19 protein-coding genes are annotated in these 15,669 nt (G+C 66.2%); 10 read left to right on the plus strand and 9 right to left on the minus strand.

Going from position 1 to position 15,669, the window contains the following annotated elements:
* Positions 1-134: 134 nt before the first annotated feature.
* Together ACFXKN_RS01555 and ACFXKN_RS01560 are read right to left on the minus strand one after the other, a co-directional pair.
* The gene (locus ACFXKN_RS01555; protein WP_378949093.1) at positions 135-1,307 is read right to left on the minus strand and encodes a macrolide family glycosyltransferase; all 1,173 of its coding nucleotides are present in this window, start codon (positions 1,305-1,307) and stop codon (positions 135-137) included.
* Positions 1,308-1,312: 5 nt separating this feature from the next.
* Positions 1,313-1,921: a CatB-related O-acetyltransferase gene (locus tag ACFXKN_RS01560; protein WP_378949767.1), complete on the minus strand. Its 609-nt coding sequence runs from the start codon at positions 1,919-1,921 to the stop codon at positions 1,313-1,315.
* Between the two features lie 173 nt (positions 1,922-2,094).
* On the opposite strand from ACFXKN_RS01560, the gene ACFXKN_RS01565 reads away from it, so the two are divergent.
* Positions 2,095-2,715, plus strand: coding sequence for a TetR/AcrR family transcriptional regulator (locus ACFXKN_RS01565; protein WP_378949096.1), 621 nt, complete (start codon positions 2,095-2,097; stop codon positions 2,713-2,715).
* Positions 2,716-3,058: 343 nt separating this feature from the next.
* On the opposite strand, the gene ACFXKN_RS01570 is transcribed toward ACFXKN_RS01565, so the two are convergent.
* The gene (locus tag ACFXKN_RS01570; protein WP_378949099.1) at positions 3,059-3,703 is read right to left on the minus strand and encodes a DUF4097 family beta strand repeat-containing protein; all 645 of its coding nucleotides are present in this window, start codon (positions 3,701-3,703) and stop codon (positions 3,059-3,061) included.
* 123 nt (positions 3,704-3,826) lie between these two features.
* Entirely contained in the window at positions 3,827-4,345 is a 519-nt protein-coding gene (locus ACFXKN_RS01575) for a pyridoxamine 5'-phosphate oxidase family protein (RefSeq protein WP_378949104.1), read from the minus strand.
* A 185-nt stretch (positions 4,346-4,530) separates the two neighbouring features.
* Here ACFXKN_RS01575 and ACFXKN_RS01580 point away from each other — a divergent pair, with 185 nt between their 5' ends.
* Positions 4,531-5,562: a DUF6670 family protein gene (locus ACFXKN_RS01580; RefSeq protein WP_378949107.1), complete on the plus strand. Its 1,032-nt coding sequence runs from the start codon at positions 4,531-4,533 to the stop codon at positions 5,560-5,562.
* 10 nt (positions 5,563-5,572) lie between these two features.
* Here ACFXKN_RS01580 and ACFXKN_RS01585 read toward each other — a convergent pair whose 3' ends face one another.
* Positions 5,573-6,649 (minus strand): epoxide hydrolase family protein, encoded by a 1,077-nt coding sequence (locus ACFXKN_RS01585; protein WP_378949110.1) that lies wholly within the window; start codon positions 6,647-6,649, stop codon positions 5,573-5,575.
* A gap of 102 nt (positions 6,650-6,751) precedes the next feature.
* Between ACFXKN_RS01585 and ACFXKN_RS01590 the strand changes: the two genes are divergently transcribed.
* Positions 6,752-7,240, plus strand: a complete 489-nt coding sequence (locus ACFXKN_RS01590; RefSeq protein WP_379432149.1) for a MarR family winged helix-turn-helix transcriptional regulator — start codon at positions 6,752-6,754, stop codon at positions 7,238-7,240.
* Here the strand turns inward: ACFXKN_RS01590 and ACFXKN_RS01595 are convergent.
* A complete protein-coding gene (locus ACFXKN_RS01595) occupies positions 7,207-7,950 on the minus strand; it encodes a class I SAM-dependent methyltransferase (protein WP_379432150.1) in 744 nt (247 codons plus the stop codon). The two genes, ACFXKN_RS01590 and ACFXKN_RS01595, sit on opposite strands and share 34 nt — an antisense overlap.
* Positions 7,951-8,050: 100 nt before the next feature.
* Positions 8,051-8,383, minus strand: a complete 333-nt coding sequence (locus ACFXKN_RS01600) for a hypothetical protein (RefSeq protein ID WP_379432151.1) — start codon at positions 8,381-8,383, stop codon at positions 8,051-8,053.
* 68 nt (positions 8,384-8,451) lie between these two features.
* On the opposite strand from ACFXKN_RS01600, the gene ACFXKN_RS01605 reads away from it, so the two are divergent.
* Complete coding sequence (locus ACFXKN_RS01605; RefSeq protein ID WP_379432152.1) at positions 8,452-8,628, plus strand: hypothetical protein; 177 nt, start codon at positions 8,452-8,454, stop codon at positions 8,626-8,628.
* Positions 8,629-8,668: 40 nt separating this feature from the next.
* On the opposite strand, the gene ACFXKN_RS01610 is transcribed toward ACFXKN_RS01605, so the two are convergent.
* Positions 8,669-9,790: an acyl-CoA dehydrogenase family protein gene (locus tag ACFXKN_RS01610; protein ID WP_379432153.1), complete on the minus strand. Its 1,122-nt coding sequence runs from the start codon at positions 9,788-9,790 to the stop codon at positions 8,669-8,671.
* A 90-nt stretch (positions 9,791-9,880) separates the two neighbouring features.
* On the opposite strand from ACFXKN_RS01610, the gene ACFXKN_RS01615 reads away from it, so the two are divergent.
* The 3 genes from ACFXKN_RS01615 (at position 9,881) to ACFXKN_RS01625 (ending at position 12,206) form a co-directional block, all read left to right on the plus strand.
* On the plus strand, positions 9,881-10,579 hold the full coding sequence (locus ACFXKN_RS01615; protein ID WP_378949125.1) for a winged helix-turn-helix transcriptional regulator: 699 nt from the start codon (positions 9,881-9,883) through the stop codon (positions 10,577-10,579).
* An 84-nt stretch (positions 10,580-10,663) separates the two neighbouring features.
* Positions 10,664-10,903: a hypothetical protein gene (locus ACFXKN_RS01620; RefSeq protein ID WP_379432154.1), complete on the plus strand. Its 240-nt coding sequence runs from the start codon at positions 10,664-10,666 to the stop codon at positions 10,901-10,903.
* 100 nt (positions 10,904-11,003) lie between these two features.
* The gene (locus tag ACFXKN_RS01625; protein WP_379432155.1) at positions 11,004-12,206 is read left to right on the plus strand and encodes a site-specific integrase; all 1,203 of its coding nucleotides are present in this window, start codon (positions 11,004-11,006) and stop codon (positions 12,204-12,206) included.
* On the opposite strand, the gene ACFXKN_RS01630 is transcribed toward ACFXKN_RS01625, so the two are convergent.
* Positions 12,207-12,689, minus strand: coding sequence for a nitroreductase family deazaflavin-dependent oxidoreductase (locus ACFXKN_RS01630; RefSeq protein WP_378949134.1), 483 nt, complete (start codon positions 12,687-12,689; stop codon positions 12,207-12,209).
* 110 nt (positions 12,690-12,799) lie between these two features.
* Between ACFXKN_RS01630 and ACFXKN_RS01635 the strand changes: the two genes are divergently transcribed.
* The 3 genes from ACFXKN_RS01635 to ACFXKN_RS01645 all read left to right on the plus strand — a co-directional run bounded on the left by ACFXKN_RS01635 (position 12,800) and on the right by ACFXKN_RS01645 (position 15,668).
* Positions 12,800-13,345, plus strand: coding sequence for a nitroreductase/quinone reductase family protein (locus ACFXKN_RS01635; RefSeq protein ID WP_379432156.1), 546 nt, complete (start codon positions 12,800-12,802; stop codon positions 13,343-13,345).
* Positions 13,346-13,584: 239 nt separating this feature from the next.
* Entirely contained in the window at positions 13,585-14,907 is a 1,323-nt protein-coding gene (locus ACFXKN_RS01640; protein ID WP_379432157.1) for a family 1 glycosylhydrolase, read from the plus strand.
* Between the two features lie 38 nt (positions 14,908-14,945).
* Positions 14,946-15,668 (plus strand): TetR/AcrR family transcriptional regulator, encoded by a 723-nt coding sequence (locus ACFXKN_RS01645; protein WP_379432158.1) that lies wholly within the window; start codon positions 14,946-14,948, stop codon positions 15,666-15,668.
* Position 15,669: the final 1 nt, after the last annotated feature.

Consider the following 15,669-nt stretch of genomic DNA (forward strand, 5'->3'; position numbering starts at 1 on the left):
TCGCCAGCAGGCAAACTCCATGAGGGCAAGCCATGAAATCTCACTTCGCGCAACGGGACAGTTGTCTCAATCGACGACCCACAAATAGCGGTCGGGACAATTCTTGGAACAAGCCGGATACGGCTGGATGTGGTTCAGCCCAGCATGTTTTCGATGAGATCGGCGGCACGCGTGGTCCCGCCTTCGGCTATCGCTTCGGTGCGCAGCTGCGCCGAGCGGCGGGCGACCTCCGGGTCGCCGACCAGGTTGTCCAGCGCGGCCCGCAGGTTCTGGGCGGTGGCATCCGGGGTATCGATGCGGCGGGCAACCCCCAGTTCGACGAGCCGGTCCGCGTTCATGAACTGTTCGGCGCCCTGGGGCACGGCGATCATCGGGACACCCGCCAGCAGCCCTTCACCGCAGCCGCCCATACCGGCGTGGGTGACGAAGGCGTCCGCCCGTTCCAGGATCGCCCGCTGGGGAACCCAGGAGTGCACTTCGACATTGGCCGCGATGGCGCCGAGCTCGTTCGGGTCGGTGTGTTTGCCGATTTGAAGGACCACGTGCCAGTCGGGCAGGTCGCCGAAGGCTTTCAGGCATCGGCGGTAGAACGCTGGTTGGCGTGTGTACGCCGAACCCAGGGAGATCAGCAGTACCTTCTCCGCGCCGGCGGGGCGGACCCAACCCGCTGACTGGTGTGTGTCGAAGCAGGGGCCGACGAAAGTCACTGTGCCGGAGTCGACTTGGTCGGCATGTGGTTGCATCGCCCGGGGAATCAGCGCCAGGGCATCAGCGGGCAAGCCGGAGAAGTCATCGACATCGGTGGTCGAGGCGCCGCATTCGGCGAGCCACTGGGCGAACCTCTCCTGGTATGCCTCGGCACCCGGTAGCTGGCGCAGGCGGGCCGCCACGTCCTGTTCGTAGCCTTCCCACGCCACGAAGGTGGGCGAGAGCTGGGTCAACCGGCGGTTCTGGGATTCGGCGAGGGCGCGTCCGGCGTAGGCGCCGATGTCGTACAGATAGAGATCCGCGGGGTCGTGGTCGTAGGCCGCGCGCAGTTGCGGGAGCGCCAGTAGTGCGTTGTCGAGGAACAGGTTCATCACCGCGACGGGGTCGTCGGGCCAATTGTTGTCGGCCACCGGCAGCGTCGAGGTGCACGCGATCAGCTCGGCACCGGCTCCGGTGATCAGGTCTGATACGGCCGGGTCGTTGGCGTAGGTGACGCGATGGCCACGCGCCACCAGCTCACGGATGATCTCGAGGCTCGGCAGGACATGGCTGACGATGGGGATCCCGACCATCGCGATATGGGCTGGGCGAGAAGGCATTTCACTCATTTCAAGGATTCGGCGGCGGCTTCCAGTTCGTCGATGCTGCCCGACATGATCGCCGGCACGTGTGCGGTGATGTGTTCGGCGGGCCAGTCCCACCACGCCACTGCCAGCAGCCGGGCGACATCGCGGTCGTCGAAGCGGGTTCGAATGAGGCGGGCCGGATTTCCACCGACGATGCCGTAGTCGGGCACATCGGCGGTGACGACGGAACCGGTGCTGATGATCGCGCCGTGGCCGATCCGCACGCCGGGCATCACCGTCGCGCCGTTGCCGAACCAGACGTCGTTGCCGACGACGGTGTCGCCTCGCCCCGGTAAGCCGGTGAGCAGGTCGAAGTGGTTCGACCAGGAGCCACCCATGGTGGGAAACGGGAAGGTCGACGGGCCGTCCATGCGGTGGTTGGCCCCGTTCATAATGAACCGCGTCCCGGTGCCGAGCGCGCAGAACTTCCCGATGATCAGTTTCTCGGGGCCGTAGTGGTAAAGGACATTGCGCGTTGCGAAGGCGGTCGGGTCGTCGGGGTCGTCGTAGTAGGAGTACTCGCCGACCTCGATGAGCGATGAGGTGATCAGCGGCTTCAGCAGTACGACTCGCGGCTGGTCGGGCATGGGGTGCAGCACTGCTGGGTCAGCGGGAACAAGCGCGGAATCGTGAGGCACAGCGAAACTCCTTCGACGCGTGAGCTATCGGGTGCGGTGGAAGTCGAGGCTTCCTAATACGACAACTGTCGCACTAAGCTACGTCGACAGCCCTACTCCGTCAAACGATCGGATTGCCGACAATGAGATCCGCATCGGACGCCGGCGAGCCCGCTCCCCCGGCGCGCCCCCGTCCGGGTGGCCGAACCGCCCGCATCCGAACCCAGGTGCTCGACGCCGTCACCGCCGAGCTGGCCGAACACGGCTACGACGCGCTCAGCATGGACGCCGTCGCGACCCGCGCAGGCGTGCACCGCGCCACGGTGTATCGCCGCTGGCAAGACGTCGGCGGCCTGCTCGCCGACCTCTTCGATGCGGCAACCGACCAGCCATGGCACCCCCGCGACACCGGCTCCCTGCGCGGCGACCTCGCCGCGCTCAACCACGAGATACAGGATTCCTTGACCGAGGAACCGTCGCTCGCAGTGGCACTGATCGCCGCCTCGTTCCGATCCGAGGAAGCCGCCCGAGCTCTGCGACGACTATGGGATGACCGCTACGCCCAGTCCGAGATCATCGTCGAGCGAGCGGCCCACCGCGGCGAGCTCCCCGCCGACGTCGACGCGCGCGCCCTACTGATCGCCGCCACCGCCCCGATCTACCACCAACTGGTCCTGCTACGCACCCCGCCGGACCCCCGCCTGCCCGACCGCGCGGCCACCAGCGCGGCCCTCGCCGCGGACTCGGGCGCATTCACCCGATGACACACCCCCACAGAGTTCTCGTCAGCACCGATCTCACCGGACCGGCTAGCTCCGTTTGACGGCCGAAGACCCACTGACCTGCTAGCGGGGGTGGTCCTGTTCCGGTCGCTGTCGCCGGTCGCCCACGATCTCCCTACCGCTGGACCAGACGCCGGTATTGATATCGACAGTGCGAACAACGGCCGCAGGTCATCCGGGGATGACCTGCGGCCGTTCGAAACGGTTGCGTCGCGCCGGGCGCTGGCGACCCATCTCGTGTTGCCGGTCGGGCAGGCGATCACCGCCGAGGACGGCGAGATCGCACACGAACGGCTCGGGCGCAACAGCTTTGACGAACCCGGTCCTATACGAGGGCTCCGTGCCCGACGGTGACGTTCCCGTACAGGTTGCGTGCGTATACCTGCACGGCATCCCCGGTCCCCCGCGACTGGTCAACGGGTTCCATCCGGTTCTGCACGCTGCCGTACAGCGCGTTGACCTCCAGTCGAGCCGCGCTGCCCCGGCGGATGCCCACCTCGAGATCGCCCATCGACGTCTCCAGCCGGAGCACCCCACGGGAGGCCTCGTCGACGCGGATGTCGCCCTTGGCGGTCTTCGCGGTCACCGAACCACTCGGGCGCTCCACCACGATGTCGCCGGCGGATACCTCCAGGTCGCACTGGTCGAATTCGCCGACACTCACCAGTCGACCCATGGCGACGGTCGCGTCGAGCACGGAGCCCATCGGCACCTCGACGGTCACCGAGATCGACGGATTGCCGCTGAACGGCGTGAAGGCCTTCCACTTCTTCGGCGTCTCGACCGTCAGCTTGCCACCGGCGAGCTCGACCCGGATCTGTTCAGCAGCACGAACATCCGCTTTGCTGGACGTATCGGCCGGTCGGACCTCGACAACAGTGTCGATTCGGTCAGAGGCGACCACGGTGACGTCACCGCAGGCCACATCGACGGTGACGGCGATCGGCTGCGGTGTCTGGAAAGTAGGCATCTGCACTCCTGGGCTGCGAGGGTTATACGTAGATGTATACGTACATTGCGTGATCCCACTATAAGTAGATGTATACGTATAGCGCAACCCTCAATTTCCGGCGGCCCACAAATCCTGCGATGGTCAGGTAGCGAGCCTCGCGATGTCCGGCGCGTAGACGGTCATCCAGTGCGGGCGCAGCCGGTAGTAGACCACCTCATTGGCCCAGTCGAAGGCGTCGTCGCCATAGAAGTCCTGGAAGTACGCGAGCAGTTCCGGCCAGTCCCCGGAAGGTTCGCCGCCCAGCGGATTGAGGATCTCGACCGTGCCGTGCGTGAACACGCCCAAGTTCTCGCCGCGCATGTGCGCGACACTGGCGGCCGGCCGGGCCGCGAGGTGGCAAGCCTTGGCGGCGTTGCGCGCCGTACCGAAATGCCATCGTCCATGCAGAAAGTGCCCGTCCACTCCGCTGATTCGCGGTTCGCCCTTCGCCGTCACGGTGGACAGGGCAAGGGTGCTCATGCCGGTGAGGGCCTGGGCGAGTTCGGCCGCGGTCAGCGTGTTCTCACTGTCGATGATCGAGCGCAGGTGCGAGGTGGCGTTGGTAAGGGAGGCGTCAAGGAGTGCTTGAAGCTCTGCGAGTTCTTCTGGAGTTTCACGCAAGGGGGTCCCTTATCTCTCGGAGGTGTGCCGACCGGCCAATCCCATCCTCGACCAATACCTTGACAACCTGCGTCATATTTCCCCGCCCGGTCTTTCGCCGCGCGACGCCCATGACGTGCGTCGTCGGCGATATTACTTTCGGGTAATATCGCCGACGAGTGGGCTTATACGACGGAGGGTGAACGGTGAGCGCAGTGCAGCGACTGGTCGGATCGGTGAATCGGACCGGGCGGGTGAACGGTTCCCCGTTCGATGCCAACCAATCGATGAGCCCACCATCGGGGCGGCGGCGGAACTGGGTGCACTACGGGGTGATGGTCCCCGATCTGCCCGAGCCACACCGTTCGTTCGGGGTCATGTCGATCGTCGGTTCCCCCGGGGTGACGATCTTCGCCAACGATCACGCGATCACCACAACTCCATCCGACACCGCCTACACCTCCTCGGCGACGGCATCCATGACCGACGGACAGTTCCTCGTGCACAGCATCGCTCGCGACTGCGAGTTCGCCGCGGACGGCAGCCACCTCCGGTTCGGCCATGACCTCGTCATCGATGGCACCTACCCGCACTTCACCGTGCGCCGAACCCACCCCGACGTCACCGTCGAACCCGAGATCGAGGCCACCGACAAGGTGGCCCACTTCGCGAATATCCCTGCGCTGTATCGACATTGGAGCCTGTTGTCGACCTATCGCGGTCATCTCGACTATCGCGGTGAGCGCGTCGAGGTGCAGGGTTTGTGCACCGTCGAATATGCCGCCGGTGTCGGTACGCACAGCGTGACAGCCTCGACACGACCCAAGCTGCCCGCGAAGTTCTTCACCTACCACGTCCTCAACCTGGACCACCGCACACAGGCGTTGCTGGTCGAGGTCCTCGGCCCCGCCGGGTTCCCGATCCAGAAGTCGGTCTACCTGCGCTCGCTCGACGGGTACGGCGGTGTGTACACCCGCGGATTCGACTTCCGCGTCCGGGAGTACGAATCCGAACCTCGGCGTACCCCCGACGGCCGTGTAATGCGCCTGCCGAAGTCGTTGTCGTGGCGAGTACTCGACGACGAGGGCCGAGACCTGATCACCATCGAGGGCGCGGCCGGTGGCGACTACTCCTACGGGCTCGGCGCCGGGTTCGTCGGCACCTACGACTACACCGGCACCTACCGGGACCGCGTGGTCTCGGGCCGCGCCTACCTCGAGTACATCGACTGCCGCTGACCCGCAGCGCCTACTCGAGGTGGTGCAGGAAGAACTCCCGGATGTCCGCGGCGAGGAGGTCCGGGACCTCCATCGCGGCGAAATGACCGCCACGGTCGAATTCCGACCAGTGCCTGATATCGAAGAGTTGCTCGGCCAGCGGGCGCACCGATTGGGTGATGTCGTAGGCGAATACGGCGACGCCGAGAGGCACCGGGCACGGTTGGCTCCCCCGCGCGGACTCGCGATGTAGCCGGGCCGAGGAAGCCGCCGTGGCGGTGAGCCAGTACAGGGAGATATCGGTGAGCATCCGGTCGTCGCTGATCGGCGAGCGTGGGTCCGTCCACTGCGCGAAACGTTCGGCGATCCAGGCGAGTTGGCCGACCGGCGAGTCGGTGAGCGCGTAGCCGATAGTCTGCGGGGTGACGGCTTGAAGTGCCTGGTAGGGCGGTCGATTCGCCATCAGCTGTTTGACCTTGTCGAGTCGCGCTTCGTCGGCGTCGGAGAGTTCGACATCCGGATTCGGCCGGGTCGGCAGGTAGTTGACGTGGACTCCGACAACGTTCTCGGGTGCCACCGCTCCGAGCGACTGGGAGATGCCCGACCCGAAGTCGCCGCCCTGCGCACCGTAGCGCTCGTAGCCGAGACGACGCATCAACTCCGCCCAGGCGCGTGCGACCCGGGCGACATCCCAGCCACGCTCATGCGTCGGTCCAGAGAATCCATAGCCCGGGATGGACGGGATCACCAGGTGGAAGTCGCAGGAGAGCGGTTCGATCACGTCCAGGAATTCGAGGAACGAGCCGGGCCAGCCGTGGGTGAGGATCAGCGCGAGCGCGTCCGGCTTCGGCGAGCGGACGTGCACGAAATGGATGTTCTGGCCGTCGATTTCGGTGGTGAAGTGCGCGAGTTCGTTGAGTTTCGCCTCGTGCGCTCGCCAGTCGTAGCCGGTGCGCCAGTATTCGGCGAGTTCCTTCAGTCGCGCCAGCGGGAAGCCGTAGTCCCAGCCCGCGTCGGCGATTTCGTTGGGCCAACGGGTGCGGGCGAGCCGGTCGTTGAGGTCGTCGATATCAGCCTGAGGGATGTCGATGCGGAACGGTTCGATCATGGTCTCAACTCCTTCGCCGGCCCAACGTTCGGGCGACTAACGTTTGTGCGGCCAACGATATCGCGATCGTTGGTCGCACAAACGATTTGTTAGAGTTGTCACATGGAGCACCCACCCGAGCCGACCACAGTCAGGTGGGCAAACCTGCCCACCTGGCTACTCACGCAAACCGCCAACCACGCCCACCGCCTGGTCAGCGACGGTTTCGCAGCCGCCGACGCCCGCGGCTACCACTACCGCCTCCTGGCCACCCTCGACGAATTCGGCCCCGCCAGCCAAGCCACCCTCGGCCGCCGCAGCGGCATCCACGTCAGCGACATGGTCGCCACCATCAACGAACTAGCCGACCACAACCACGTCGAACGCACCCCCGACCCGACCGACCGCCGCCGCAACATCATCTCCCTCACCACCGCGGGCAAACGCCAACTACACCGCCTCGAAAAGCGGCTCGCCGAAAGCCAGGAACAACTACTCGACCCCCTCTCACCCAGCGACAGAGCGCACCTGACCGAGCTCTTGGCCACGCTGTTGGACCACCACAACCGGAGAACCGGCTATACAGCCGCTGAGCGACCGCCCGACGCCTGAGCCGCCACCTCACAGACCAGCATCTCGTCCGCGTGCGCTTGGAACTCGTAGTCCACCTTCATGATTCGGCTGGAAATGCCCGCGAGCGACAACTCGGCAAGCAACTTCTCGAGCTGCTCGTACCGCCCCGGCGAACCGATGGGGACTACAGGGAACAGTCGGACTTCCGTGGTGGCAACCCGCGCCAGTTCGGTGATCGCCTGGCGGTGGAACTCGTAGTCGAGGTCGTCGGCGTAGCTGAACAGCAAGTGTGAGCTGAGGACGAGGTCGAAACTGTTGTCGACGAAGGGGAGTGCAGGGAGCCGACCAGGGACGTAACGGCGCGGGGACGAGCGGGTGTGGGCGGCGAACTGCTCGGCCGACTCGCGGCGGGCCCGGTGGTGGTCGGCGGGGTCGGCGAAGAACGTCCAGCGGTAGGCGTCGGCGTGCTCGCGGACATATCTGTTGCCACGGTCAGCTTCGGCGACAGCGGTGGCAGCCACCCGGTCGACGCCCTTGTCGAAATAGGCTATGTCGCAAGCGGTTACATCACCGCCGCGTTGACTCACCTCGGCAGTGAACCCTGCCGCACCACCCGGGCAGTCCAGAATTCTGCGCCCGAGGTCGTCGTCGGTGAGCGCGAACATCGCCCGGTACTCGCCGAGCGAACGCGAGCTGACGAGAATCTCGCCGAACCCACCAGTCCCTGTAGACGTGTCATTGTCGATCATGGTCGTCCTCCTGTTCCAGGACCGCCCGCAGGACCGGAACAGATGTCGTCACGACAGATCTGGCCACCCTCGGGGCGGCCGCGCACAACTCGGTCAGCCGCTAGGTCAGCGGCCACCACAGTTGCGCGAACGTCATCACCCGGTGATTGAACCACGTCGGCGCGCTCCCGAGTATGCGAAATTCGCCGCCATCGCGGATCATATGGCGGTGAATCCCACCGAACTCGCAGCCGATCTGGACGAACGCCAGATCGCGCGGTACGAATGCCCCTGCTGTGACGAGCCGATCGAGCGCACCTGGAACATGATCACCCGCGACGGGAATGCCTACGCGGCGTACTTCGCCAACAGCTACCACCACGCGGATCAGCACCATGACACTTGGATCGACGTCATCCTCGGCACCTGGGATTCCGAAACCGCCGACGACCATGTGACTTTCGGTTGCCGCGTCGGACCGGTGCAGAACAACCCGAACCCCGCGGCAACCCTCGTCCAGGCATGCCTGGACGGATCAGCCTCGTCCAGGCATGCCTGGACGGATCAGCCGATGACGTCCACGGCGTGGTGCTCTCCCGCGAGGACGGCTTGGTCCACCCTCGTCTTCCGGAGTTCTGGGGAATCATCGACTTCGTGCTGGCCAACGACCCGACCGTCACCGCCCACTTGTACAGGTAGGAGAGAGGGGTCATCCACATGCTCGATGACCCCTCTGAACTCAGTCGATCGGGCTGTGCCCCAGAAGCACTCGCCCACTGAAGCGGGTCTGTTTGGCGCGGGGCAAGGGATGGAACTGGCAGCCGTGGATGTCGCGGTAGAGGCGTTCGAGATCGCACGTGCGGGAATAGCCTGCGCCGCCGGTGGTTTCAATGGCCAGTCGGACCGTGGTGATGAGGGCGTCGGCGGCGACGGTTTTGCGGCTCAGGGCGCGGGCGGCGTAGGTGTCGGTGTTGGGGAAGGTCAGGTTCTCGGAGTCGGTGAACATGGCGGTGATGAGGTCCTCGGCAGTGGTGTAGGCGTTCAGCATTTCTCCTGCCGACTGGACCGTGTGGGCTTCGGAACGGCCCGCCAGAAGGCGTGCGGTGAGGTCGACGGCCGCGTCGGCGACACCGAGATAGGCAGCCAGTACCAGCGGAAGAGCGGCGCCGATCACCACATTCAGCACCGGCGGCCACGGACCGACCGGGCGGGTCATCGAGATCGCCGCATCGGGCACGAATACATCGTCGAGGACGACCGTATGCGAACCGCTCGCACGCAGACCGAACGAATCCCAGGTCTTGTCGATGCTCACCCCGGCCGCGGCCAACGGGACCGCGAAATGCAGCACCTCACCGTCGGAGCGAACGCTGGTGACGAGGACATCCCCCACCTCGCACCCACTCGCGGGCGCCTTGCGCGCACTCACCCGATAGCCACCGTCGACGCGCACGGCCTGCCCATTGGACTCGACCCAATCCGAGGCGCCGGTGCTGACCAGAATCGCCCCGCCCGCTACCTTCGCGAACACAGCCGAAGCGTCCACCCCATGGTTGTGCCGCCACACCTGCGCGGCCACCAGGTGCGAATGCATCGCGAACGCGACCGCCGTGGACGGATCGTGCCTGCCGAGTTCGCGCAGGATCTTCCCCATCTCCCGATGGGAGGCGCCCCCACCGCCGAACTCGACCGGTACGAGCGCCGCCGACAGACCGCTCGACCGCAATCGGTCGAACGCGGCGACGGAGATCTCGCCGGTGCGGTCCCGCTCGGGGACCTCGAGACGCAAGGTTTCACCGATCTCGCGGGCGAGGAAAACCCGGTCGGTGCTGGACGTGGTGTCAGAAATTGTGGAAGTCATGTTTCGAAGGTAGGAAGCGCCGCGATAACCAGATAGTCCAGAAAGTGGACTCCCCCGGTCCAGAAAGAGGACCCCGTCGGTGAGGTGACCATGACGACAACGACAGCAGGCTACGGCCAGTACTGCCCGATCTCGCGGGCACTCGACGTACTCGGCGAACGCTGGTCGCTGCTCATCCTGCGCGACCTGTTCCTCGGCACCACCCGCTTCAACGACCTCGCCCGCGGCCTACCGGGCCTGTCACGCAGCCTGCTCGCCAAACGCCTGCGCCAGTTCGAACGCGCCGGACTCATCGAAAAGCTCGGCACCGAACACCTGCTCACCGAAGCGGGCAGCCAACTCCAGCCCATCCTGTTCGGCCTCGGCGAATGGGGTGCGCGCTGGACCTTCGGCGCGCCACAGGAGGAAGAGCTCGATGCGGCACTGCTCGTGTGGTGGATGCACACCCGGGTCGATACCTCGATGCTGCCAGGACGGCGGCAGGTGTTGCAGGTCCGGTTCACCGACGATCTCCGACGATTCTGGATCGTCGTCGAATCCGCTGTTCCCTCGGTCTGCGAGACAGACCCCGGGTATCCCGTCGACGTCACGATCAGCGCCGACGTCGCCGGCCTGTATGAGGTGTGGCTGGGGCGCATGCCACTCACCCACGCGCAGCGCACCGGGAGGGTCATGTTCACCGGGCCACCCGCACTCACCCGCCGGATGCCTGCCGTATTGCGTTTGAGCCCGGTCGCCGGATACGTCGCCGCGACGGCCCGACCGGACCCTGCAGCACGCGCTTCGTGAGACGAATCGAACAAAACGTGGCAGTAATCACTACTTGGCCCGTCATGTTGGCAGCGGCCGTAATCAAAACGTTAGGGTTCAACCATGGTACGTACCGGAGCAGCACCCTCAGAGCCGTACGAACCGAATGTTCCTCTGCCCCAACACCATCCGGCACGGCTCGAACTCGTCGGCGAATCGCCCGAACCCACCGCGGCGCCGACTGCGGACGTCGACGACCAATTCCCACGCCTCGGCGACACCAGTTTCCTCACCGGCGCGGCCAAGCACCGGCTCGCCGCCTACATCCACACCCAGCTCGCCGAACTCGAAGAAATGCCGTGAAGTCACGCCGATGACCACGCTGCTGTCCGCCATCGCGGCCGCGCCGGATTAGGCTGCAACGCCAGGAGTTATCGGCGGCAGAGGCGAGGGAGTGGCGAGGTTGAGCGACGCATCGGTCGTGCTTCCCGAACAGGTTCGCACCGAACTGCGCCGCGGGGTGCGCAGCGTCCTCGTCGATACCGCAGCCCTCCGCCTGGTCCGCGAACGCTTCGACGACAACCAGGCAGGCGCACTGCGCCGCTACCTCGAAGCGTCCCAATCGGCGAACACTCTGCGCGCCTATCGAACAGATTGGATCGCCTGGGCCGGCTGGTGCGCGGTCGAACAGCGCCAGGCGCTCCCCGCGGACCCACTCGACGTGGCCGTCTACCTGGCCGCCTCCGCCGATGCCCGAAGAGAGAGCGGGGCGTGGGCGTTCAGCCCGGCCACCCTGGATCGCAAGTCCGCCGCCATCGCCGCAGTCCACGCCGCCAACGGACTCCCCTCGCCGACCCGCTCCGACGTCGTCCGGCTCACCCTGCGCGGCATCCGCCGCACCCGCCGCACCCCGCCGACCCGGAAACGGCCGGTCCTGCTGCACACCCTCGACCAACTCCTCGCCGAGCTCCCCGCCCCCGACTGGCCCACCGAACCCGCGCGCCGTCGCGACGCCCTGGCACTGCTGGTCGGCTTCGCCGGCGCACTGCGCCGCAGCGAACTCGCGGGCCTGCGCATCAGCGACGTGCACGTGCGCACCGACCACACCACCGGTGAACCGCTACTCGTCGTACACCTGCCGACAACCAAGACCGACCCGACCGGCGTCGCCGAGCAGCGCATCGCCCTGCCTCGCGGAAAACACCCACACACCTGCCCGATCTGCGCGTTCGCCGACTGGGTCCGGCTACTGGAAGTCCACGCCGACACCGGCGACATGGGCGCGCGATCCTGGACGACGAACAACCAAGCTGCCGACAGCACCATCCACCGCTGCCCCGGCTTCTCCGGAACCCGCCTCAGCGCCGACGTGAACCGCCCGCTGTTCCCCACGATCAACAGGCACGGCTCGATCAGCGACACCGCGCTGTCCGGTCGGGCCGTCGCCGAACTCGTCAAGCGCTACGCGGCCCGCGCGGGCCTGGACCCCGACCTGTTCTCGGGGCACTCCTTGCGCGCCGGCTTCGCCACCCAAGCCGCCCTCGGCGGCGCCAGTGACCGCGAGATCATGCGCCAGGGCCGCTGGGCGAACCCCCGCACCGTCCACGGCTACATCCGCACCGCGAACCCACTCGAAGACAATGCCGTCACCAAACTCGGTCTGTGATCAGAGGATCCGATCGAGCCGGAAGATGCGGAACTCGCGACCGCCCGAGCGCTGGAATTCCATCTCGTAGCCGGGCCAGAACTCGACGGCCTGGTCCCAGACGCGCTTGCGCTCGACGCCGGTGATCTCGGCGACGGTCACCGGGAACGCGGAGCTGCCGTCGAAGCGGGCCGATGCCGTCCTGGCCGCGCGAAGGTTCGCCGACCACGCCGGATGTTCCGGCTTACCCCAGTTCGAGCCGACCAGATAGAAGCCGTCGCCGTCGGGCACACACAGCAGCGACGTGGTCCGCGGCTGTCCCGACTTACGCCCCACCACCGTGACCTCGATCGACGGGAGCCCGGCGAGGTCGAGCACACCCCACCGACCGCCACTGAGCCTGCGCAACAACCGCTCGGTCGGCAGTACGACACCGGCGCCACGCATCACCCAGGGCTGAGTCGCGAACACGCGCGCAACGCCCGGCAAGGGATTCCAAACCATCCACGAATCCTGGCTCGAGCGAACCGAGTTCGCCCACTCACGACCGTGCCCTGAGAGGCAACTCACTCGGCGTGCTGGACGACCGATCGCCGCCAGCGGACCATGGAGGCATGGACGAGGCCCGAAACGAAGCTCGGCGTATCGCGGCCGAGGCCGAAATCGGTAAACATGGGCGACTGGTGCGCGGCCCCCGCGACGGCAAGCTGCTCAGTGCGGGCATGGCGCCGTTCTTTCGCATCCGCACGCCACGCGGGTACGGCATCCTCACGACAACGGGGCGCAAAACCGGGTTACCGCGCCCCAAGTGCGTCCGGGTCTTTCGCGACGGTGATCGGGCGTACCTGGTGCAGCTGATGCCGCCGCACGTGACGGTTCAGCAGCCTGACGCGGTCAATGCCTGGCTCCGCAATGTTCGTGCCGACCCCCGCGTCACATTGAAGCTGCCCGACGGTACCCACAGCGGGACCGCCCGGGAGATCACTGACCCGAACGAACTTGCCGCTGCACGCGCCCTGCTGTGCGACACCGTGGTCCTGGTTGACTTCGGCGAATGCGCGATCCACCGGCGCGGTATGCCCTCGCGGGCGAAGATCCGGGAGCTGCACGCGTACTGGTTCGATACCGGTCGCGCGGTTGCCATCGATTTGGCGACCTAACGGAAAGCTCTCCCCTGTCCTTGCTGGTGAGTAGCTGTTGAGTGTGGACATGTCGTGAGCTGTAGTGGTCTCGTGGACGCTAGGGAGATATTTATTAGTAGATGCGCATATCTACGTAACTACATGTTGTTTTCGATAGTGACAGGTTCCAAAGCCTCCGCTCCGCCCTAATTCCCCCGCACAACTACCTCGATGTCGCACACTGAACTAACTCCCCTCCCCTAGTCGCCAGGAGTGCCATGCCCTCCCCCACTGGTCGCCGAATCCTCGCCACGGTCGCTTTGGCCGCTGCGGCCTTGCTCACGACCAGCACCTCCCCCACCCTGGCTCGACCACCCGCGCCGGCCCAACTGGCACCACTCGGGCCCGAATTCCTCTGGGGCGTGGCAGCTTCCGGGTTCCAGGCCGAAGGTGATGCACCGGACAGCAATTGGCGCCGATACGTCGAATCCGGCTCCACCGCCGACCCTTATCTGAACTCGGTCGACTTCCGCAATCACTACCGCTCCGATATCGCGCTGGCCGCGAAACTCGGTGTGCGCGTGTATCGCATCGGTATCGAGTGGGCACGGGTCCAACCGCGACCCGGCACATGGGACGAGGCGGCGCTCGCGTTCTACGACGACGTCGTCAGCGCTATCACCGAGGCCGGTATGCGGCCGATGCTGACCCTCGATCACTGGGTGTACCCCGGCTGGGCGGCCGACCGCGGCGGGTGGCGCGATCCGGAGATCGTCACGAACTGGCTGTCCAACGCCCGCCTGGTCGTCGACCGGTTCGCCGGCGCTGATCCGCTGTGGGTGACATTCAACGAGCCGACGGTCTATCTGGCCAACGAACTGCGCCACGGCGGGATCGGCGCCGCCGACGTCATCACCATGGGTGAACGAATCACTCAGGCGCACAACAGCATCTACGACTACATCCATGCCGTGCAGCCCGGCGCCCAGGTGAGCAGCAATGTCGCCTACATACCCGCCGTCGACGATGCTGTAAGCGGACCACTGCTCGACCGGATCTCGGCGCGCCTGGACTACATCGGCATCGACTATTACTACGGCCTCTCTCCCACCCAGCTACAGGTCCCTGATCTCGACCGCCCTTGGACGATTCCGCTGCAGCCCGAAGGGATCTACTACGCGCTCGACCACTACGCGCGTAAGTTCCCCGGCCGCCCGCTCTACATCGTCGAGAACGGTATCCCCACCGAGAACGGACTCCCCCGCGCCGACGGCTACACCCGCGCGGATTCGCTCCGCGACACCGTCTACTGGCTGCAGCGCGCCGTCGCCGACGGCATCCCGCTGATGGGTTACAACTACTGGAGCCTCACCGACAACTACGAATGGGGCTCCTACACAGCACGTTTCGGCCTCTACACGGTCGACGTACTCACCGACCCGACACTGACCCGCACGCCAACCGACGCGGTCGCCGCCTACCGCGCGATCACCGAGGCGGGCGGCGTCGCCCCCGATTACCGGCCGACGCGCCCCGTCGCACCGTGCTCGCTCGTCGACGGGCTCGCCAGTTGCACCGATCCGGTGGCGGTCCCCCGGTAGCGGTTTGAAGCATCGATGGTTGCTCTACACTCAGGCGGGTGTCGAGCGCAGCGTCACGCCCCTCCAGTGCCGTCAGCGGCAGGCAAGCCCGATGGCAGCCGCACAACGACAGCCGCCGGGAGCGGATCGTGCTGGCCGCGGTCGAGCTGATCGAACAGGCGCCCGCCGGCGTCGAGGTGCCGATCATCCAGATCGCCGAGCACGCGGGGCTCGCGAAATCAGTGGTCTACCGGCAATTCGCCGGTCGCGACGAGCTCGATCGCCGGGTCAGGAGCGAGATCGCCGACCGCTTCGTCGCCGACATCGAAGACGCGCTCGACATCGCCGAGGGCTCGATCCACGAAATCCTGGTCCGCACGATCGGCGGCGTCGTCACCTGGATCCAGGACCATCCCCGGCTCCACGAGTTCCTGCGAACAGGTCCATCGGAAACAGATCCCGAGATCGACGCGATGAGCGCGCTGATCACCACCATCGCGGGGTCGGCGAGGGCCCTCGTCACCGGCCTGGCCGGGGTGGTCGGCGTCACCGACGAGGCCTCGGCCGACACGATGACCTTCGCCATCGTCTCGATGACCGAGGCCACCGTCACCCGCTGGGCCAACGACCCGAATCCCGCACTCACCAGAGATCAGCTGATCGAGGAAGTCGCCTCCTACGCCTGGCACGTGGTCGACGGCGTCGCCCGCAGGCACGGCCTGAACCTGGACCCCGACCAGCCACTCACCGAGATCATCACCCAGCTGGTCGCCGGCGACTGAA

Origin of the sequence: Nocardia sp. NPDC059195 (genome assembly GCF_042754695.1) — a bacterium.
Lineage (GTDB): Bacteria > Actinomycetota > Actinomycetes > Mycobacteriales > Mycobacteriaceae > Nocardia.